The sequence below is a fragment of the Dactylosporangium roseum genome (assembly GCF_025264685.1).
Lineage (GTDB): Bacteria > Actinomycetota > Actinomycetes > Mycobacteriales > Micromonosporaceae > Dactylosporangium > Dactylosporangium roseum.
Genome location: NZ_CP073721.1, coordinates 7,930,426 through 7,950,866 on the forward strand (window position 1 = coordinate 7,930,426; position 20,441 = coordinate 7,950,866).

Consider the following 20,441-nt stretch of genomic DNA (forward strand, 5'->3'; position numbering starts at 1 on the left):
GAAGTTCAGCCCAACAGACGCTGGCCCACCCGGATAAGGCCGACGATTCGGGCGGGGTGTGTCGCCGCCGGGGCGTGCCGGCCGGCGCGATCCGCCGCCATGCCGCTCGATCTCATGATCATGAAACTGGCGCCCGCTCGGCGCCTCAAGTGGACGCCATGATCGGGAAACTCAAGCCGATCTACGCCATCACCCGGGGTAGTCGCCGAGGCTCGACAACCTCACCCCACCGGGTGATCTGAGTCACTGAGTGCAACGCAGAGCAGCGATTTCATGGCCCAGGTCACACCGCACACAAACGGTACGCTGCGCAAGCGGATTGCTGTAGGTAGGCTGGCCGTCGGTCTCGTCCAGGCAGGCACCGCCCCCCGGTGCCGGGCGGGGCTGCCGCCAAATCGCCGTCCGCGGCGAGCCGGGGACCCACCGTTACGTTGGGGTGAATCCGCCCGCCCGAAGCCGGGACGGCGGTAGGGGTCGTTCCGTCCCGAACCCGTCAGCTAACTCGGTCGGCGGCCGACGGAAGGAACAACGACCTCGATGTCATCACGACATCCCTACCGACGGGTGTTCGTCGCGGCCCTCGCGGCCGTGGTGCTTGCCGGGCTCACCGCCGCACCGGCCTCCGCCGAGCCGGGTGACGACACCGGCGACGAGGGTGCGGGCGCCAACCCGACACTCGCCCAGGTCCTCGACGAGAGCACCCGCGCCTGGCTCGAGGCCAAGGACAAGTTCGACGTCTCGGTGAAGCGCCAAGCCGAGCTGACCACGCAGCTACAGACCACCGAGACACAGCTCGCCGCCCTCACCGAGCAGGTGTCCTCGATCGCCGTCGCGGCCTTCCGCACCGGCCCCCTCACCACCGTCGCCGTCCTGGTCGACTCCGACAGCCCCGAAAGTTTCGCCGCCCGGGCCGGCTCGATCGACGAGATCGCCCACCACAACGACAAACTGCTGCGCCAGTTCAATGAGCTCAAGCGGAACCAGTCAGAGCAGAAGCGGGCCCTCGACGCCGAGACCGCGACGCAGCAGGAGCAGGTCAACGTCATGGCGGCGAAGAAGAAGGACGCCGAGAAGGCGCTCGCCCAGGCGGGCGGCCCCAGCAACGGCTTCGTCTCCGCCAACCTGCCGCTGGCCAAGCCCGCACCGCGCAACGCCAACGGTTCGTGGCCCAGGGAATCCTGCAACGTCAACGACCCCACCACCAGCGGCTGCATCACGCCGCGCCTGCTCCACGCCATGCAACAGGCCCAGGCCGCCGGGTTCAAGCGGTTCGTCTCCTGCTACCGCCCCGGTGGGCCGTACGAGCACCCCAAGGGACGCGCGTGCGACTTCTCGGTGCAGGCGAAGTCCGGCTTCGGCGGTGACGCCACCGGCGAGGACAAGGTCTACGGCGCCAACCTCGCCACGTACTTCGTGAAAAACGCCGACCGCCTCGGCGTCATGTACGTGATCTGGTACAGGCAGGTCTGGACCCCCGCGGTCGGCTGGCACCGCTACAGCGGCGCGGGTGGCGACCCGTCCAGCGACCACACCAACCACGTACACCTCTCGATCCTCTGAGGTTCGTCTCACATTTCGCGGTGGCCGGCCGATAGGGAACCTGTCGACCGGCCATCGCGCAGGTGAGGGGATCCGCAGTGAAGTACCGACTCGTGACCCGCAGCGACTTCGACGGCCTTGTCTGCGCCGTCCTGCTGCGTCACCTGAACCTCATCGGCGACATCACGTTCGTGCACCCGAAGGACGTTCAGGACGGCACGGTCGATATCGGTCCGACGGACATCCTCACCAACCTGCCGTACGCTCCCGGCGCCCATCTGGTCTTCGACCATCACCACTCGGAGGCGCTGCGCACCGGCGGCACGGCGGCGAACCACGTGATCGACGCGGGGGCCCCGTCGGCCGCCCGCGTCATCTATGACCATTTCGGCGGCCGTGAGCGCTTCCCCACCGTCTCCGACGACCTGATGGAGGCGGTCGACCGGGCGGACTCCGCGCAGTACGACATCACCGAGATCCTCCAGCCGACCGGCTGGACGCTGCTGAACTTCCTCATGGACAGCCGCACCGGGCTGGGCCGCTTCCGGCAGTTCCGTGTCTCCAACTACCAGCTCATGATGCTGCTCATCGACGCGTGCATCGACCACCAGGACGTCGAGGAGATCCTCGCCCTGCCCGACGTGGCCGAGCGGGCGGAACTGTTCCGGGACCAGCGGGAGCTGTTCGTCGATCAGCTCAAGCGGGTCAGCCACATACACGGCGACGTGGTTGTCGTGGACCTGCGCGACGAGGACGTCATCTTCGCCGGCAACCGGTTCATGATCTACGCGCTGTTCCCGGAGGCGCGGATCTCGATCCACGTGATCTGGGGCCGGCAGAGGCTCAACACCGTGTTCGCGGTCGGCAAGTCGATCCTGGACCGCAGCTCGCCCACCGACGTCGGCGCGATCATGCTCCAGTACGGCGGGGGTGGCCACCTCGCGGCCGGCACCTGCCAGGTGCCGCACGACCAGGCCGAGCGGGTGCTCCGTGAGCTCATCAGGAAGGTGGGCACGCCGATGAGTTCGGCGCTCGGCGGTCGTAGTTAGCGGTATGACGTATTCAGTCCTGGTCGGCCTGCCGATCGCCGACCGCCGCACCTCCTGCGACTTCTACCGCGCCGTCCTCGGCCTCGAGCCGTTCGGGGCGCCGGCCGACGACGGCGTGCCCGAGCCGCTCCAGTTCGCGCTCAACGACGGCATGCGCCTCATGCTCATCCCGACGGGCGGCTTCGGCTGGGTGATCGGCGGCCGCCGGGTGGCGGCGCCGGGCGACAGTGAGTGCGTCCTGTCGCTCGACGCGGCGGACAGCGCCGCGGTCGATGCCATGATCGACCGTGCCCGGGCCGCCGGCGCGAAGGTCGTGGCCGAGCCCGGCAGCCAGCCGTGGGCCTACGCGGGCACGTTCGAGGATCCCGACGGTCACGTCTGGATGGTCGCCGCTGCCCCGACAGCGTCGCCGTCGCCTCAACAGAACCGTGAACATTCTTCATAAAACGATGACGTTCACTCCTCGGGGCGGCTCGGGCTGGTCGGACGCGTCGGAGTCGTCTCGAAGGAGTGAACGAAAGGTGTCGAGAGTTCGCCTGCGGTGGCGGCGGCACGGCCGCAACCCGGCCCAGGTCCAGAGCCGCGTCCAGGCGTATCAGCGCCTCGTGGCGATCCTGGGCGTGGGCGTAGGCCCGGGCGCACTGAGCTGCTGAGCCACCCTACGGCAGCTTGTTCTGATACTCCCGCATCGCGCGACGGGCGAACACCTGCTGGAAGGTCGCCACCCGCTCCGATCGGCCGCGGCCGATGAAGCTGACGAACCAGTGCATGACGGCGGTGACCCGGTTCTTGAACCCGACCAGGTACAGCAGGTGGACGGCCAGCCAGAGCAGCCAGCCGAGCAGGCCGGCGAAGTGGAACCGGCCGACGCTCGCGACCGCGTGGAAGCGCGAGATGGTCGCAAGGCTGCCCTTGTCGTGGTACTTGAACGGCTGCCCCGCCGGCTCACCGGCGAGCCGGCGCTTGATCTGTCCGGCGGCGTGCCGGCCGCTCTGGATCGCCACCTGAGCCACGCCGGGTAGCTGGTCGAGCGCCATCATGTCGCCGACCGCGAAGATCTCCGGATGGCCCGGCACGGTGCAGTCCGGATCGACCTCGATCCGGCCCGCCCGGTCGGTCTTCGCGCCGGTCGCCTCGGCGATCTGCCGGGCCAGCGCCGGCGCCGCGACACCGGCCGCCCACATCTTCGTCATCGACTCGATCCGCTGGTGGCCGCTCTTCGTCTCGACCTCGATGCCGGTCTCGTCGACGTCGACGACCTTCGTGCCGAGCTCCACCTCCACGCCGAGCCGGTGCAACTGGCGCAGCGCCTGGGTGGACAGGTGGTTGCCGAACGTCGACAGCACCGTGGGGAGCGCGTCGATCAGGATGATGCGCGCCTGGCGCGGGTTGATGTTGCGGTACTGGCCGGGAAGGTGCCGGTGCGCGAGCTCGGCGATCTGCCCGGCCATCTCGACGCCGGTCGGACCGGCACCGACCACGACGAAGGTCAGCCACCGCTCGATCGCGGCCGGATCGGTCTCCAGCTCCGCGAGCTCGAACGCGCCGAAGATCCGCCCGCGCAGCTCCAGCGCGTCGTCGATGCTCTTCATGCCGGGCGCGTGCTCGGCGAAGTCGTCGTTGCCGAAGTACGACTGCGAGGCGCCGGCCGCGACGATCAGCGTGTCGTAGCCGACGGTGTACGTGATTCCCGGCGCGACGACGGTGACCGTGCGCGCCTCGGCGTCGATCCCGGTCACGGTGCCCAGCAGCACCGAGGCGTTCTGCTGCCGCTTGAGGACCTCGCGGATCGGCGGGGCGATCTCGCCCTCCGAGAGGATGCCGGTCGCCACCTGGTACAGCAAAGGCTGGAACAGGTGGTGTGACGTGCTGTTGATCAACGTGACGTCGACCGGCGCGTTGCGCAGCGCCTTCGTGGCGAACAGGCCACCGAAACCGGCGCCGACGACGACCACGCGATGCCGCTGCTCAGCCATGTACATCTCCCGATGTGCCGCGGTTGATCGTACTCGTCAAGTACACCACCAGAACCGGTCCGTTGCCCTGTGTCTTCGGTGACGTTTCAGGTGTTCCGGAGCGGATGATGCTCCATCGGTCAGTCCGGCAGCAGGCCCCGCACGTAGGCGGCCTGCCCGACGTGCTGGATGTCGTCGTCGAGGACGCTGACCAGGCGCACGCCCAGCGTCACCGGTGGGTCCCAGCGCTCGTCGACGATCCGGTCGAGGTCGTCGGCGGTCAGCGTGGCCAGCCAGCCGCGGGTCCGCTCGTAGACCGCGTCGAAGTAGGCGCTCAGGGCGTCGGGGCCGGCCGGCCGTACCGCCGCCACCTCCGCCGCGGTGTGACCGTAGCCCGTGTTGCCCGGGTCGGACTCCAGCCCGAACCGGGACGCGTGGCCGCCGGTCGCCCACACCTGCTCCGCGCCGTCGATCAGCTCGGTGATGTGGTCGTCCTGCACGCGGGTGAGGTGCCAGACCAGCCAGCCGACGGAGTTCGCCCCCGGCGCCGGCGCCCAGCGCAACTGCTCCGCGGTGAGCCCGTCGACCGCGCCGCGCACCAACTCGGGCAGCCGGCCGTAGCCCTCGATCAGCAGCTCGTTCACCTGCATCGCCGTCACTTTCCTCTCCGTTTCGCGGCGCGCCGCCGTGGCACGTTTCCGGGATTTGATCGTCCGCCGGGATCCGTACCGTCTTACCCATCGCAAGGACATAAATGAGCGCTGAAGGGAACAAAGGATAATGACCGAGTACGGCGAGATCGAGGCGGGCCAGCAGAGCGGCGAGATCGAGGAGCTGCACCAGACGTCCGGGAGCGAGGCGGGCTACCAGTCGGAGTTCGGCGTCTACGGCCAGGACCACGCGGCGGCCGAGTCCACCAGCTTGCAGCAGGGTCACCACATGGAGTACACCGACCCGTCGGGTGCCCGCTACGAGGAGACGGACTTCACCAACTACGAGCACTCCGCGGTCGAGACGGACTCGGTCTTCGCGGCCGAGGGTTCGGAGTCGGCGACCTTCCGCGAGTTCGGTGAGCTCAACGCGCTCCGCGCGCAATTCGAGACCGCGTTCGCCCAGGGGACGGTGGCGTCCGCCTGATGCCATTCCGTCAAAACGGCCCGCTCTTTTCGAGCGGGCCGTTTTCGGGTGTTTCCCCGACGGCGAACGGGCGCGCGTCTCCGCCGAATCGCCGGGGTGGGCTTGGTACCACGGTCATCAATCCCTAGGCTTGGTCACCGTGGATCAGCAGCCGCACGAGCGCCCACCGTTCCCGGCCGCCCCTCTTGCCCCTCCCACACCCCGCGTTCGTTCCGCACCCCTCGCCCCTTCCGCTTCCCTCGTTCCCGCCGGACCCTCTGGCCCTCCCCCTGCTCCGGCCCCCGCGTCATCCACCCGGCCGGTCCGCGCCGGGCAGGTGGTCACCGCCGCGCAGGCCACCGCACAGTTGGCGGCCGTTCGGGCGGCCGGCATCGCGGGCGCGGCCGGACGGCAGACGGTCCGCGGCGCGAAGCGGGTCGGGTCGGGAGTCGGTCACTTCTTCACCGGTGTCGGCTACGTGTTCGTCGGCGGCGGACACTTCCTGCGCAGCCCCCGGCTCTGGCTCCTCGTGCTGGTGCCGGTGGCGTTGACCGCCGTGGCCCTGCTCGGCCTGCACGAGGCCACCGCCGCGCTGGTCCAGATGCTGGTCGACTGGCTCCTCCACTTCCTCGATGGCTGGCCGACCGCGATCCGCTGGGCCGTCGAGGGTGTCGTCTGGGTCAGCGTGACGATGCTCTTCCACAGCGCGATGACCGCCATGACCGTGCCGCTCACGATGCTCTTCGGCGCGGCGTTCTTCCCGTTCATCACCAGGTCGGTCACACGGCAGGTCGGCGGTGCGGCGGTGCGGCCTCCCGCGTGGCACCGGGCCGCCGGCGTCTGTCTCCGCCAGACCCTGATCGTGACGGTGGTACTACAGGCGGGCTGGCTCGTCATCATCCCGCTGCTGTTGATCCCGGGCGTCAACCTGGCCGCGGCGGCGGCGGTCGGCCTGGTCTTCAACGGCTTCCTCATCGGGCTGCTCGTCCTGGCCGTGCCGATGCATCACCACGGTGTCCGGCGGGTGGGCGAGCAGCTACGGTTCGCGTGGCGCCACCTCAGCTACACCCTGGGCTTCGGCCTGACGAGCCTGTGTGTGCTCATCATCCCGGTGCTGTCACTGCGGCTGCTCGTCCTGCTCCCGGTGAGCCCGCTGGTGGCCGCGCCGGGCGTGGCGCTCTACCTGCTGACCGCCCCTGCGGTGCTGGTCGGCGCGGTGCGGCTGTTCCGGCGGATCACCGACGGCCCGGCGCGCCTCGGCACACCGAGCGGCGCACTGGTCACTAACGTTGACCATCGGCAACGCTGATCACACCACCGCGCCGAAGGCCGAAGCCGCCATCAAACGCACGCTTCCCGCCGTGTTCGGCGTCGTCGCGGGCTTCATCGGACTAATGCTGCTCGTGCAGTACCGGTACCCCACCCTCATCCGGTCGGTACGGGGCGATGGCGGTCATTGGGGCGGCATCCAGGTTCAACTTGAAGCCGACGTGGGTGGCGGCGAAGCCGAGCCGCTCGTAGAACCGGTGCGCGTCCGGCCGTGCGACATCGGAGGTGAGTTGCACCAGTCGGCAACCGCGCCGTCGGGCCTCGTCGATCGCCCACTGCGTCAGCGCCGCGCCGAGCCCGCCGCCCCGCTCGTCCCGCGCCACCCGCACGGCTTCGATCTGCCCCCGGCAGGCACCGCGTCGGGCCAGTCCGGGCAGGATCGTCAACTGCAACGTGCCCACCGCTCGTCCGTCTCGCTCGGCGACCACCAGCATCTGGTTCGGATCGGCGTCGACGGCGGCGAAGGCGGCCCGGTACGGTGCCAGGTCGTCCGGCGACTCACGACCCGCGCTGAGCGGGTCGTCCGCGAGCATCGCCACGATCGCCGGCACGTCCGCGCCGGTCGCCCTGCGAATCCGCAGCTCCGCCACGCCTTGTCCTCCCGCCGGGTGCCACTCGTCGCACAGTCACCGTTCCGCTGGCCGAGCGTACCGTCGTCGGCCGCTGCCGTGCGTTGCCCAGGATTCATTCGGACATGTCCGGCCAGAACGCTTCGATCATGATGTCCTGGAAGCCGTCCACCGGCGGCGTTGCACGAAGCGAATAGCGTGCACCGGCACGACGAAAGGCTAGAAGGGCACGTGCCAGGCTCTCGCCACTCAGGTCAACATAGTGATGCCACTCGGTCAAGACTGCCCGAAATGATCCAAGCTTACCTTCGCGTGCTAGTTCTTCAAGCACTTCCTCCTCGGATCCCTCGATGTCGAGTTTCAGGAGAAAAGCGGGCCCCGTGCGCTCAAGAAGGTCTAGCAGAGAGACGGCAGGCACCTCGAACGCGCGCGTCCAGGAGTTGCGGTGCTCCCAAATGCTTGTGCGCAGGCTTGCCTCACTAGCCGAGGAGTACAGGCGCACGGTATGCGCTCCACGCCCGCACAACGCCGCATTAACCGCCAACGTGCGTGTGGGCGCCATCATCTTCAGGTTGTGCGCAAGGAAGGCGAACGCCTCAGGGTTAGGTTCAACGGCGATCACCTGCGCTTCTGGATAGCGCTGGAGGAACCATGAGGTAGCCGTACCGACGTTGGCCCCAGCATCAATGATTACCGGCGCGCTACTCGGCCGGTAACCCGGGTCGAACACCAAGTCCGCCGGGAGGATCGAAAGTATCGCTCGCCGAAGGTCTACGACCTCCGAGCGAGCCTGGCCCCGCGGCGGGGGCACCGCACAATTGTATACTTGATTGTGGAAGATCTCAGAAGCCAACCAGGCCAGCTTTCCTTCGTCGGGGCCGACCAGTAGGTGAGACCCTACCCGGATCGTGGGCCTGTCAGCTAGAACAGGCTCGATGATCGGATCGCTGGACCTGAAGGTCATCGCGTAAACATCCTAGCGAGCGTGGATACGTTGTCGTCGATAGTTCCGGAAGTAACTACGTTATAGTCGCAAGCAACGAGATTCACATACCAGCCGGGCGGATCGCGATATACCTCGGCGAGATGTGAAACCTCTTCCTGGGACGTCCAGTCGTGCGCACCTCGATGGCAGACGCGTTGCCATGCCAGTTCTCCATCGAGATCGAGTACGACGAGACGGTCTGGTCTGAGCAGAAGGCCGCGATCCAATCCATCCTCAACCCAGGCCCGGGTTTCGCTCAGGAACGACACTGGAAGTGTTCCACGGCTAGCGCTCGCGATCGCGAACGCTAGTGTGGATGAGTAGGCCCGATCGGCAATCGTCGGGGACGGAGCGGCAAGGACCTGCGCTTGCGACTTCGCGATGTCGTTGATCCGGAACATCCGCTGCGGCGTTCCCGGCAGCTTGAGAAGAGTCTCGTACTCCACCACGAAACCGGGTATCCCGACTAATCCAGGCACGAGTAACTGATCCAGCACCAACCCGATCGCGGTGGTCTTGCCGACACCGTGTGTGCCCTCGACCACGACATGCACGACTTCCCGCCTTCCGTCCTCATCTCACGCCTGATCCTGAGTCGGATGAACAGACTCGATGTTCTGTTTTGCTGTCGGAGGTCTTGTCCCGCCGCGCCTGAGCACCAACCGGGCATGCAGTAGGATTCCCGCCGCATCGAGAACCGGCCGCGCTATGAGCCCCGGGATTAGGAAAAGGCGACCAAGGGGTCTATCGGATAACCGACCCGAGGCACGAGGATAGGTCCCCGCGTCCTGGTAGCTGTCCACCGGCAAGAAATCTCGTCCAAGAAGGACGGCCGGTGCCACACTGAGTACGACGAAGGCACCCGCCGCCGCAGCGGCTTGAGCGAAGTCTTTCTCGACGAGCAGGAGAATGAAACCGAAGAAGCCAACAATCGGCCCGAGGAGCCACGTGATGAACAACTCGGACACGCGCAGTGTCGCGCCGATAGGCCGCGCAGACAGTCGGGACCACGCTGCTTGAACATCGCCCCAGAACCATCGCGCAACCATGCGCGTCTGCTCCCCCAGAGCAGCCGGCCACTGCGCGACGTCCAAAGCGGTATCGCAGGCGAACACCTCTTCGGGCGGCAGTATTTCGCTGAGCCGATAGCCGAGAAGGAGGTCTTCGGCAAGCACGTCTGAGCTCAGTCCGACGTCGAGAAGCCGACGTCCCTCTACGCCGATCCCGTGACCAACCACGTACCACATGCGGCGTCGCGATGCCATGCCGTGTTCAAATCCCAGGGACCAGCAGGTCTGCCAAGCTGCGGAGCCAGCGAGGAGGAAACTGCACGCGGTGGTGACTTTGTAAACCGAGGGTATGGTCATGACCGCGCATTGCACGTCGATCACGCCTCTGGGACGACTGTCGGAGTCGAAGATCATGACGCCATTGGCGACATCCCCAAGTCCGATTGCGGAAGCCGTGATTAGTTCTGCCTTGCTTGTCCCCCGAGCGATCAGTACGGATTCGGACGAGTTGATGTCGGCGGGTGCCAGTGCTTTGGTTAGCACTGATTGGCTTTCCGAATCATGTTCACTCAGCACCAGGGCGAAGTTGACCCCAGAACGGCGGCTTTGCTCTTTCCAGAACCGCCATGCCGTCACTGCGGCCTCCGGCTCCGCCCATGCCGGGACGAGGATTACCCAATCAGAGCGAATCTCGAAGCCGGCCCGCCGCGTGCGCGCGAGCCGGCGACCAACCCGGTACATGCGGAAAAGCACCGGAAGGCGCCGCGCGATGAAGCACAGTACAGCAATGGCGGCCATGCTGGTGACCACGCTCTACACGTCACTTCGCGCGTCAAGATGGGCGAGGAAATGCGTCGCATCGTTGGTAGGGCCGTCAGCCAGACCCATGATGGCGGCACTGTGCATAGCATGAATGTAATTTAGATCCACCTCAAGGCATGCACATCTACCGATGTGTTCGTCCAGAATGGAGAGTGCGGAAGTATTCCGCGGGCTAATCTCGTGGACGCGAAGAGCGGTCGCTGCGGCTGCGCAATGTTCGCCGACCGCATCCCACTGGGCTGCAGCGAGGAGCAAAAGCTCCGGGACCTCAGACAGGTCATTGAATCCGAGCTGGGTAGGTAGCGCCGGCTCGCTGCTGAGCAGGTTGGTCGGCGCCAACCACATCGCTCGTGACCGGAGCCAACGTTCAGGCGAGGCGCCAGGTTCTAGCAGGTCGGTTTCAAGGCTCATTCGCCACCATGAGAAATCCGGAACCGGGATGGTCGCAGGATTTCCGAACCGGCCCTGACCACACGCTGCGGTAACCGCGACAGCCAGTTCCTGGACCGCCTCTGCCTGTTGGGAGCGCGCCGCCAACTCCGCCATCACCAATAGGTCGGCGGCTGCTGGCGCTCGATCGGCCGAGGAGTGGTCCGTGACTGATGCCGGACCTTCGGTCGACAACGGCCGGAATGACGTAAGAAGGGATGCGCGTGCCTGGTTGGCAGAGTGCTCATACAAGTCGACGGCCTCGCAAGAAGCGTCTGACGTGAGCAACCACTGCTGCTCCAGTCGACTCCGATCCCACCGCGCCCTGTCCCACCGGACGCCACGGTCGAGCAGCCACGCGAGGTGCTCGGCGAGCGCGTCCTTCAGGAGTTGCTCGAAGGAGAATCGTGGCAGACGCGACTGCGCGGCATTGACTACTTGCAAACGAAGAGCACGGTTATTACATACCGCGATGGCCTCGTCCGTGAGGGTGTCGAGGTCGTAGGGGATGTACTCCCGCCCAGGGCGCAGCGCGGATGCGACCGCTTCGTTGCTCGCCTCGGCCATGAGTACGCACCCCGAAGCAATCGCCTCGAAGGTTCGCAGGTTGATCTCGCCGCGAACGGAGTAGTTCAACATCACACGAGACCGTAATGCTAGCTGCCTATAGGTATCAGGCGCGAGCCATGTCGCAAGGACTACACGAAGCCCGGCCCGGGCTAGGCCGGTGGCAGCCGCAAGCACTCTTTCGCGACCACGGTGAATGGCTTCATTTCGGGATCCGACGAAGAGTAGATCAATGTCACGATCCTGGTCATGTCCGCCGGACGCAAGCGGCACGATCGGCCAGGAAACGGGTTGCCAGCCCCAGGGAAGGTGCGACCGAACCTCCTGTAGCCCTAAGCCTTGGAGAACCTGTAAGCCTGGCTGATCACTAAGCACGGGAATTTCTGGCGTTTGCAGAAGCCAAGAGACCAAGCGACCTGCCACATTCCAGTCACCGACCTGGACGGCTACTGCGGAACAGAGTGATGTGTCGGCTACATCAACAGGCAACGGTCGATACTCGGCACCCCACTGGAGGTAGAGGTCGGCGCGGTCCCAGCCGACTGCGGCAATGCCATGCTCGAGGAAGGTCCGGTCCGGCCTCGTCGAGTTACCAGGAGGCGGCCAGTAGCTGCCGTACGATGGCCAGAAGACAACCTCCAGACCATCTGAAGATATTGAACGTGGCGCGGTCATGACTTGGCTCCCGCTTGGGCCGGCGGCCGTGACCTCGCCAGGGAAATGGCCGACGAGCACCCGCACTGTCAATATAGGTCAACCTTCTTCATACCGCGTTGCTCGCTCCTCAGGCGAAGTCTGCACGACCCGTTTGTCGACCTGGAAGTTGCTGGCCTTATATTGCATCTCGACCTATGTCAGGTGTCGATCGAACGATCATCCATATCCACATCGGCAGTGCGGGCCGCAGCCAAGGTCAAGAATGCCCCTGGCCCTCCGACGTCACTTCAACACTTCAACCGTCGCGTGCGAGTCTGCGCTGCTAGCGGGATCGGCGGGCCCAGCAGCCCCTTTGTCAAACCGGCCGAGACCGACAATTCGGGCGATGGACGTCGCCGCCGAGGGGTGCTGGCTGGCACGCGTTCCGCCGCAATCCACCGCCATGCCGCTCAATCTCATGATCATGGGAAAGATTCGGCTGCCCCGATAGCCACATCTTTCCCATGATCAAGGGGGTGCCCGACCCGGAACGCGCCGCCCGGAGTCCAGCGGCGACCACGAGCGACAGACACCAGCCCGCACGACTGCTCGTCATCATCCCGCTGGCCGCCACCGGACTTGTCAAGCAGCGGACGGCCCCGCCGCCCTAAACCGACACCGAGACTCGAGATCTGAAGGCTAAGATCACTGGCTCTGACAGTCGGAGGGCGTCGACATGACTCTTCATGAGCAGTCATCGACATTGTCGAGTGGCATCGAGTGGGGCCGTCGGCTGGGAGTCGCCGCCCTCGCCGGCGGCGTTGCCGGGTTGGTCGCCGGAGGCATCGGCGGGCGGCTGTTCATGCTTGCCCTAGCCCGTCTGAACCACCCCCGGGCAACCGGGGTACTCAGCGATGACGGCTTCGTCATAGGTCAGTTCACTCTCGCCGGCACCATCAACCTCCTGCTGGTCTGCACCGTCCTCGGCGTGATCGGCGGGCTGGTCTGGGTCGCCATCCGGGGTCTGCGCTTCGGTCCACCGTGGTGGCGGCGGGTCAGCGTGCCGCTCGGGGCGACCCTCGTCATCGGGGCGATGATGGTGCACAGCGACGGTGTCGACTTCACCCTGCTCGACCCGCCGCTCGTCGCCGTTGCCCTCAGTCTCAGCGTCCCGCTGCTCGCAACCCTCCTTGTCACCTGGCTCGGCGACCGCTGGATCGGCAACGACCAGACCATCTGGCAACGCATGCCAGCGGTCGCGTGGATTGCCAGGGTCGCCTTGACGCTGCTCGCCGGCTGGGCTCTGGTCGATCTCGCCACCACCGTCAGTCGCATCCTGTGACGGACGCCTGCCTACAACCGCGCTGGGTTCGTGTTTTGGCGAGTAGATCGGGGAATCCCCCGGAGTTGGGCATACACGGGGACGTCATGCCGAAGTTGTTGTTCGCCCGCCCGGCGGTCGACGCGGCCGAGGAGCACACCGTGCGGAAATGGCTGGTCGAGCACCCGCGCACCCCAGGTTGGGGGACGGCGTGCTCCACCAACCCGCTCTCTACGACACCGCTTTGTCTACCACCTCTAACGAACGCAGCACCAGGCGGCGCGTATCCGCAGGTCCACGCCGCCAGTACACAACGGAGCGGCTCCAATGCCGAGAGTAGTGGAATCACTTCATAAGAGTTGACTATTCGGCGGGTGTTGGAATGAGAGCAAAATAGAGCTTGCTTGGAAGTTGTTCCCATGCTCCCGCTTCACTGAGGACGTCTACCGACAACGGCCCGTCAATAACGTCGTCCTTTGGCCATCTCAGCAAGTAGATCGAGGCTCGTCCTTGCCCAACAAAAGCTGCGGCAACTTCGCGTGAAATAGCCCGCGCGTCATCGTCGCTAATTGACTGATATTCGCCGGACCGTAACAGATCGAACAGCTCATACAGTCCGACCGAGCCGACGTCCAAGAGATCGCTGACCTCCTGAGCTAGCCACGTCTGAGCTGTTGTCATGTCAGTATCCCTCTTTGAGAGCGGGGTTGCCCGCCATGGGCACCTTGGTCTTCGTGCCGTTTTGAGAAACTACCACGTAGGGGCCGTGAGTCATGGCATCTGGACGGTTCCGATCGGAATAGCCAGGCATCACGCGAATCTGTCTGCCGAAATTGTCCGGATCACGGTATGTGATGCCGCCACCGCTCTTGCTCGGAACTCGTTCCCAATCGCTCGGAATTGCCGCATCGATTTCGGCGGCAGTGCGGCCGGTGAGCATATTCGGGTCAAAGGTGTTTGGATTGCCCCAGTCGGCTTTGCCGTCGGTCTCGGCCTTGCTCTCCCTTTCGGTGATTTCGGGTGCGTCGGGTTGGGGCCCTGTGGTGTTCTCGTTGGCCGGGTCGAGGTTTTCGAGCAGGTCAGGCCCGTCTGGTTGAGTGCTGTTCTCAGTGCCTTGGGCGACTTCCAGAGGTTCGATCGATGCTGCGGTGGTGTCGGTGGGTTCTGTAGTTGTGGGCTCGGGTTCCGGCGGTGTTAGGGCTGAGGGGTTGGGGTCGCCGGGTTTGGTGCCCGCTTCGCTCGGTCTCGGTGCGTCTGTCGGTGGTGGGGCCAGTTTGTCGACCGGGTGTTGGCTGTTGGCTGTACCGGCATCGGCGATGGGTTTTGCGGGCGCTGACCGGTCCGCTCGGTCCGTAGGTTCGGAGGGTTCGGGTGGTTTGGGCGGGTCGAGTGGGGGTCGTGGCGGGTACGGCCGGCTGCTGAGTTCGCTCACGGCGTCCCCCCGATCGAGTCCGTCGTGGCGGGAAGGAATGCCGCCGGCCAGCGGCGGGCAACGGTGAGGTCGGCGAGCGCTTGTTCGAGGGCGGTCGACCAGTCCGGGGTGTCGTGTCGGTGGCCGACGGCGTTTTCCAGCGCGGATGGTGTGGTGTTTCCGTATAGCACTGCGTCGACCGCGGTTTGGTCGGCCAGCAGTTGCAGGCACCATCGGCGGACCAGGTTCTCCTGCTCGTGGCCGGTCGCGCCGTCGATGGGCCGGCCGTATTCGGCGGTCCAACGTTCGCTGTCGGGGTGGCGGCCGGGGTGTGGGTTGCCGGCGCAGTGGGCCTTGAGGGCTAGGAGGACGGGGTTCCAGGCGAAGCACGCGGCCAGCCAGCGTCGTGGCCGGTCGGGACAGCGGCCGCTGGGAGCCCCGGCGAGCTGCGCCCGGAGTTCGGCCGCGATGTGTGTGGCGAACTCCGCCGGGCTGTGGGATGCGGCAAGTGCCGCCGATCTGCTGGTCACCGCCGCGTCGACCGCATGGCGTATCGCGCAGTCCAGCAGGCGTGGATCGAGGGCGACGAGGTCGGCGTGTAGGTTCGGCCCGGGTGCTGGCGCGGGCATCCCGGCGAGGTGGCCGAGCACGGCGAGTTCAGCCCAGACCACCAGCCGCGGGTCGCGGTGCAGCAGTCGCCGGGCGGTGGTCATCGTCCGCAGTGTGCAGGGGTCGGCTTTGCATACTGCCGGGCACGTACCGTGGGGTTGGGTGATCAGCGCCGCGGGGGATGAGGTCCGTGTCGCCAGGGTGGATGCCTCCACGGTGGTTCCGTCCGGGACGGCGACGAGGATCGGGTGGTCCATGCCGTCGGTGAAGAACGCGCCGGTGCCGGGTGGGACGGTGACGAGAAACCGGGACTGGTCGTCGGTGAGGTTCATGGTCGCGCCGACGGTCTGCCGGTCGTCGGCTGCCGGCAGTCGGTGCACGATCTTGACGGCGGTGTTCTTGATGACGTCGGGTGCGAGCTTGGCGGGAATCTGCTCGGCGATGACCAGTCCCTCGCGGTAGGCGCGGACCTCGGCAAGCAGGGCGGCGAAAAGCTCTACCGCGTGCGCTGCCGGGCCGGGTTGGTCGGTGCGGCGAAGCAGCCGGTGCGCTTCCTCGATCACGGTCAGATGACGCAGCCCGCCGGCCTCAGGCGGCAGGGTGCGCTCGCGCATCCGTAGGTGCTCGACGAGCTGGATCATGGTGGCGCCGATCAGGAACGCCTTGTCCCGGTCGTCGCCGACATCCTCGATCTCCAGGACCACATTGGCGTGCAGCAGTCGGTCGAAGTCCAGACGGTGGCCGCCCTCGAAGAATCGGCCCGTGGTGCCCAGACGCAGGCTGGACAGGCGGACCCCGACGTACCCTCGGACGTTGTCGGTGATCTCCCGGCCGTAGCCGATCGTCTCGATCACCTCGTTGGCGGTTGCCTGGAGGTCGGCCAGGGTCGGCAGCCGCGGCCGCACGCCGGGATGGGCGGGTTCGCCGAGGGTGAGGTCCCAGCCCAACCGTTCGTAGCAGCGGGTCAACGCGGCGGCGAGGACCTGCGGGAACGGCTCGTCGGTCTGGAACGCCGCGATGAACAGCGCCCTGGTGAGGTCGGCGTGGGTCTGCAACGGGAACCCTTCGGCGGGTTCCAGGGGGTTGAACCCGACCGGCGGCGTGTCCTTGTCACCCGGCCGCAGCACCACCACCTCAGCACCCGGGAGACGGGCGGCCATGCGTCGGTATTCGGCCTTGGCCGGTTCGATCACCAGCCACGGCAGCCCGGCCCGGGTGGCCTGTTCCAGCAGGTGGCGCACGGTCTGGGACTTGCCCGCGCCGGTGGCGCCGCAGACGAAGGTGTGCCGGTTGAGACTGGTCAGCGGTACTGGCAGGTCGCTGGCGGGGATGCCGTCGCGGTCGAGGACTGCGCCGAGTGTGACGCCTGCTTCGGGCGTGACGCCTGGATCAGGCCAGCCGGTTTCGGGGGTGACGTCGAAGGCGGGCCTGGGCAGCACCCGGACACCCGGGATCTCCGCCGTCGGCGGCTGGGTCAGCGTGGCCAGCATGGGTGAGCCGGCCAGGAACGGGCTTTCCGCCACGTCCGCCACGGGGCATGCGGTGGTGTCCAGGGTGTTGTCCAGGTCGGTCGTTGTGGTGCCGGGGACGAGTGCGTACGGCAGGCCGGTCAGGTCGGTCGCCGCGCACAGCAACCCGGCGACCGCCCGCGCGGCCGGGGCGTCAACGCCGCCGGTGAGCAGGTGGATGCGCCACAGACCGGTGGACTGCGCCGCCCGCAGCTCGTGGTGGCGGTGGTGCATCCGCTCCGCGTGCACCGCATGCTCCGGAGCGGCGGCGCGGGCGCGGGCGGCGCGTTCTTCTTCGGCCGCCCCCCGGGCGAGTTTCGTGATCTGCGGCGGAGCAACCGGTTGGGCGACCAGCAGCCAGGCGAACGACTGGTGCCAGGCGCCGAGCAGCCCGTCCGCGAGGGTGGGCCCGGGTTCGGCGCCGGGCCGGTCCGGGGTGGTGGCGAGCAGGCCGTCGACCACCGCGTGGATACGGGTCCAGCATGGCAGCGGCTCGAACAGAGCCAGCACGTCCGGTTCGGTGAGGGGACGACCGCGGGCGCCGGGCGGGAAGCTCAACGCGGCAGTACCGATGCCGGTGCCGGTGTGGGCGGCGGTGGTGAGTACGGTGACCGGCCTGTTAGCCGCTGGCCGTATCCAGCCGAACACCAAGGGCCCCCTGTCCGTGGCGACCGCCTGGTGGTAGACAGCCACCAGCGCCGCGAGCCGCCGCGACCGGTCCCCGCCACCGCCCTCACGGCCTGCCGCGTGTTCCGGCAGGGGTGTCCGCTCGTAGAGCTCCCGCACGGCGCACACCGACGACCGGCGCAGCACGGCGGTGATTCCGGTTCCGATGGCGTCAACGGATTCGGCGACTACCGACATCACGGCTGGTTCACCCGCTCGCATCGTCACCTGGCCGCGTATCACGCGCGCCGGTCGCGGCGCCGCCCACGGTCGGGGACCGGCGAGGGGAACGCGAGCCGGGACCTGTACGAGCCGGCGTAAATGGGGCAAGACGCGGGTGGAGCGGTTCGAGCGCGCCGGTCAAGATCGTCCCTCCCTACCACGGGAACAAACCAGGCAGTGGGGTCACGGCCAAACGCCCGTTCGGCAATTCCTGGATCGATCTGTTCCCCGAACTGTTTGACGGACGGCAATGCTGGGTTAATCCGTGCTGCCATCGATCATGATCTTTATGCTCATGCCGTTGATGATCGTCGCAAGCTCACGGCAGAGCGCCGACATAGCTTCTGGTGTATCAGACGTCGTGCATTTTCCGCCAGCCCCGAGGGCCATAACTGTCTATTCATAGAGCGCAATCCGACATTCTGGCAAGATCGATTTATGGCGCTCGTTCGATTGCACTGCGGCGACGCCTTCGGACACGTCACGGCGGCGGCACCTGGGTCATGATCAACATTTTTGTGGCCCGCGATCGGCGTTTCCCAACCATGCAGTATTCGCTGTGTGAGTGAGGTCCTGGTGGTCTTGATGTGCGGGGTGGTGAAATGGTGTGGGTTTCTGCTTGAGTGGCGCGTAGCTATCGGGGACTGTGTTTGCCTGGGGGACACGGATCATGGATGTACCGCCGGTCCATTCGCCTGCGGTGTTTCCCGCTGTGCTGTTCACGCCGGGCGAGCGGCTGGGGTGGTCGTTTCGTGATCCCGGCGTGCACCAGCGACCATTCCCGAAACCTGAACCGCAGGTGGAGCCGGTACCGCAGCGGCTGCACACGGTGGCGGAGCAGGCGTGGGCCAGAACGCGTCGCCGGCTGCTGCGGATCTCGGGGCGGGCGGTGCTGGTCACCGCCGCCGTGGGGCTCGCCGGTGCGGTGTTCCATTTGCCGATGCGGGGACCGTTCCTCGCGCTGCTCGGATTCACCGCCGGGGTAACCGGGGTGATCGTGGCGTGGGGATACCGCCGCCACACGGCCGTCAGGCGCGCCGAACGGCGCCGCCGACGGCGTCACGCCCGGCGGCTGGCGGCGTGGCGGGTCGAACGGGCCGCGTTCGACGCGGCCGAGCGGGAACGGGTCGCGGCGTATCCGCGGTGGGGAGCGGCCGCGCCGGCGCCCGGAGCACGCCGTATCGACGTCATCGGCGGCAACCTGTGGGCCTGGGAAGCACTGCTCGCGGTGTTCGGCGCCTCCCTGCTGGGCACCCGAGGCCCGGTCACCATGGTCGACCTGACCGGCGAGGACGTGTGCCGGTCCACCAGAGACCTGGCCGAGGCCCACCAACTGTCCGTCGCGGTGCAGCGCCTTCCCGCCGAACTGGCCCGGTCCGACCTGCTCGGCGGTCTCCGCGCTGAGCAGGTGGTGGACGTCCTGGTCGAGTCCATGCACGGCGGTGAAGCGCCGGCCGACCGGTCCGCGCGAGCGACCGACGACCGGATCCTCTCAGCCGTCTGCCACGTCCTCGGCGACAACATGTCCATCGGGCGGGTAGGCGCCGCGCTGCGAGTCCTGATGGATGAACCCGGCGCCACCCCCGAACTCACCGACGACGAACGCGGCCAGGTGGCCGCGCTGTTCTCCGACGAGTACCGCCGCGGCGCCTTCGACCAGATCCGCCGCATGGAAGCCCATCTGCACCCGATACGCGACCTCGGCAGCGACAAGCGTCCCCAGCCCGACGCCGACCTCACCTGCCTGACCACCGTCACCAGCGGGCACACCGCGCGCGGCGACCTGCTCAACGATCTGATCGTGCAATGGCTGACCCGCCGGGTCGCCGAACAGCCCGACCGCACCCGCGCCCTGCTCATCACCGGTGCGGACCACCTCGCCCATCGGCACATCCAGGCACTGACCAACATCTGCGACCGTCGGCACGTCCTGCTCGTCCTGCTCCACGCGCACCTGCGCGACACCGCCCTACAGTCCCTCGGCGCCGGCCCGGTCGCGTTCATGAAACTCGGCCATCACGAACAAGCCACCGCCGCCGCCGACTTCATCGGCCACGACCACAGCTTCGTCGTCTCCGGACTCACCCACACCACCAGCAGCGAACACAGCACCAGCCATGCCCGCAGCGAGGGCGGCAGCCGTGAACGCAGCCACTCGCACAGCGACTCCACCAGCAGCGACCACACGGACCCGCTCCCCTTCGACCACACCCGAAGCCGCACCACCAGCCGCACTTGGGGCAGCGGGCAGAACTGGTCGACAACCACGACCACCAGCGACGGCAGCAGTTGGAGCGACGCCACCAACCTGCAACGCGTCCACGAACACACCGTGCAACCACGCACCCTGCAGAACCTGCCCGACTACGCGCTACTCCTCGTCGAACCACACCCCGACGGCCCCACCCTGCAAGCCGTCGAATTCCACCCCGTGATCAGCACACTTCCGGATGTCAGCATGGACCCGCTCCCCAACCTGTCCACAACTCGGCCCGCCACCGAATCCGCCCGCACACACAAACTGTCCTATCAGGACAGCCAACTGCCCCACCCCACCTGGCCGTCGGCCGCACCGCCCCCGATACACGACCTCCCGGAGAATCCCCGCAGGCAGGAAGGCTCCTGGTGAGGCCCGAAATCGTGGAGCGGCTGCGATGCCGCAGGACAATCCAGGCTGAGGCTACCAGCGCGTCCAAGG

General features: G+C 66.9%; 18 protein-coding genes and 1 riboswitch. Of the genes, 8 read left to right on the forward strand and 10 right to left on the reverse strand.

What is annotated here, in order from left to right; genetic code table 11:
* Positions 1-378 precede the first annotated feature (378 nt).
* Positions 379-528: riboswitch (cyclic di-AMP (ydaO/yuaA leader) on the forward strand.
* A 9-nt stretch (positions 529-537) separates the two neighbouring features.
* The 4 genes from Drose_RS37315 to Drose_RS37330 all read left to right on the forward strand — a co-directional run bounded on the left by Drose_RS37315 (position 538) and on the right by Drose_RS37330 (position 3,241).
* A complete protein-coding gene (locus Drose_RS37315; protein ID WP_260725893.1) occupies positions 538-1,560 on the forward strand; it encodes a coiled-coil domain-containing protein in 1,023 nt (340 codons plus the stop codon).
* A 77-nt stretch (positions 1,561-1,637) separates the two neighbouring features.
* A complete protein-coding gene (locus tag Drose_RS37320) occupies positions 1,638-2,588 on the forward strand; it encodes a DHH family phosphoesterase (protein ID WP_260725894.1) in 951 nt (316 codons plus the stop codon).
* Positions 2,589-2,592: 4 nt separating this feature from the next.
* Positions 2,593-3,033 carry a VOC family protein gene (locus Drose_RS37325; protein WP_260725895.1) on the forward strand — a complete coding sequence of 147 codons (441 nt, stop codon included), beginning with the start codon at positions 2,593-2,595 and terminating at the stop codon, positions 3,031-3,033.
* Between the two features lie 76 nt (positions 3,034-3,109).
* Complete coding sequence (locus Drose_RS37330) at positions 3,110-3,241, forward strand: hypothetical protein (protein WP_260725896.1); 132 nt, start codon at positions 3,110-3,112, stop codon at positions 3,239-3,241.
* Positions 3,242-3,247: 6 nt separating this feature from the next.
* Here the strand turns inward: Drose_RS37330 and Drose_RS37335 are convergent, their stop codons facing one another.
* Positions 3,248-4,564, reverse strand: a complete 1,317-nt coding sequence (locus tag Drose_RS37335; RefSeq protein ID WP_260725897.1) for an NAD(P)/FAD-dependent oxidoreductase — start codon at positions 4,562-4,564, stop codon at positions 3,248-3,250.
* A 119-nt stretch (positions 4,565-4,683) separates the two neighbouring features.
* Positions 4,684-5,193, reverse strand: a complete 510-nt coding sequence (locus Drose_RS37340) for a mycothiol transferase (protein ID WP_260729949.1) — start codon at positions 5,191-5,193, stop codon at positions 4,684-4,686.
* 130 nt (positions 5,194-5,323) lie between these two features.
* Between Drose_RS37340 and Drose_RS37345 the strand changes: the two genes are divergently transcribed.
* Together Drose_RS37345 and Drose_RS37350 are read left to right on the forward strand one after the other, a co-directional pair.
* Entirely contained in the window at positions 5,324-5,680 is a 357-nt protein-coding gene (locus Drose_RS37345; RefSeq protein WP_260725898.1) for a hypothetical protein, read from the forward strand.
* A 316-nt stretch (positions 5,681-5,996) separates the two neighbouring features.
* Entirely contained in the window at positions 5,997-6,968 is a 972-nt protein-coding gene (locus Drose_RS37350) for an EI24 domain-containing protein (protein WP_260725899.1), read from the forward strand.
* 82 nt (positions 6,969-7,050) lie between these two features.
* On the opposite strand, the gene Drose_RS37355 is transcribed toward Drose_RS37350, so the two are convergent.
* The 5 genes from Drose_RS37355 to Drose_RS39390 all read right to left on the reverse strand — a co-directional run bounded on the left by Drose_RS37355 (position 7,051) and on the right by Drose_RS39390 (position 12,045).
* Complete coding sequence (locus Drose_RS37355) at positions 7,051-7,578, reverse strand: GNAT family N-acetyltransferase (RefSeq protein WP_390891281.1); 528 nt, start codon at positions 7,576-7,578, stop codon at positions 7,051-7,053.
* Positions 7,579-7,672: 94 nt separating this feature from the next.
* The gene (locus Drose_RS37360) at positions 7,673-8,521 is read right to left on the reverse strand and encodes an FkbM family methyltransferase (protein ID WP_260725900.1); all 849 of its coding nucleotides are present in this window, start codon (positions 8,519-8,521) and stop codon (positions 7,673-7,675) included.
* Positions 8,518-9,096: a nucleoside/nucleotide kinase family protein gene (locus Drose_RS37365; protein ID WP_260725901.1), complete on the reverse strand. Its 579-nt coding sequence runs from the start codon at positions 9,094-9,096 to the stop codon at positions 8,518-8,520. The genes Drose_RS37360 and Drose_RS37365 overlap by 4 nt, the downstream gene beginning before the upstream one ends.
* 24 nt (positions 9,097-9,120) lie before the next feature.
* Positions 9,121-10,362 (reverse strand): hypothetical protein, encoded by a 1,242-nt coding sequence (locus Drose_RS37370; protein ID WP_260725902.1) that lies wholly within the window; start codon positions 10,360-10,362, stop codon positions 9,121-9,123.
* Positions 10,363-10,365: 3 nt separating this feature from the next.
* A complete protein-coding gene (locus Drose_RS39390; protein WP_425545092.1) occupies positions 10,366-12,045 on the reverse strand; it encodes a glycosyltransferase family protein in 1,680 nt (559 codons plus the stop codon).
* Positions 12,046-12,742: 697 nt separating this feature from the next.
* Here Drose_RS39390 and Drose_RS37380 point away from each other — a divergent pair.
* Positions 12,743-13,348, forward strand: coding sequence for a hypothetical protein (locus Drose_RS37380; protein WP_260725904.1), 606 nt, complete (start codon positions 12,743-12,745; stop codon positions 13,346-13,348).
* Positions 13,349-13,690: 342 nt separating this feature from the next.
* Here the strand turns inward: Drose_RS37380 and Drose_RS37385 are convergent, their stop codons facing one another.
* From Drose_RS37385 to Drose_RS37395, 3 genes are read right to left on the reverse strand one after another with little or no spacing between them, the layout of a single operon-like run.
* Positions 13,691-14,008, reverse strand: coding sequence for a hypothetical protein (locus Drose_RS37385; RefSeq protein ID WP_260725905.1), 318 nt, complete (start codon positions 14,006-14,008; stop codon positions 13,691-13,693).
* Between the two features lies 1 nt (position 14,009).
* A complete protein-coding gene (locus Drose_RS37390) occupies positions 14,010-14,759 on the reverse strand; it encodes a hypothetical protein (RefSeq protein ID WP_260725906.1) in 750 nt (249 codons plus the stop codon).
* The gene (locus Drose_RS37395) at positions 14,756-17,719 is read right to left on the reverse strand and encodes an ATP-binding protein (RefSeq protein ID WP_260725907.1); all 2,964 of its coding nucleotides are present in this window, start codon (positions 17,717-17,719) and stop codon (positions 14,756-14,758) included. The genes Drose_RS37390 and Drose_RS37395 overlap by 4 nt, the downstream gene beginning before the upstream one ends.
* 694 nt (positions 17,720-18,413) lie before the next feature.
* Here Drose_RS37395 and Drose_RS37400 point away from each other — a divergent pair.
* Positions 18,414-20,372 carry a hypothetical protein gene (locus Drose_RS37400; RefSeq protein WP_260725908.1) on the forward strand — a complete coding sequence of 653 codons (1,959 nt, stop codon included), beginning with the start codon at positions 18,414-18,416 and terminating at the stop codon, positions 20,370-20,372.
* Positions 20,373-20,441: the final 69 nt, after the last annotated feature.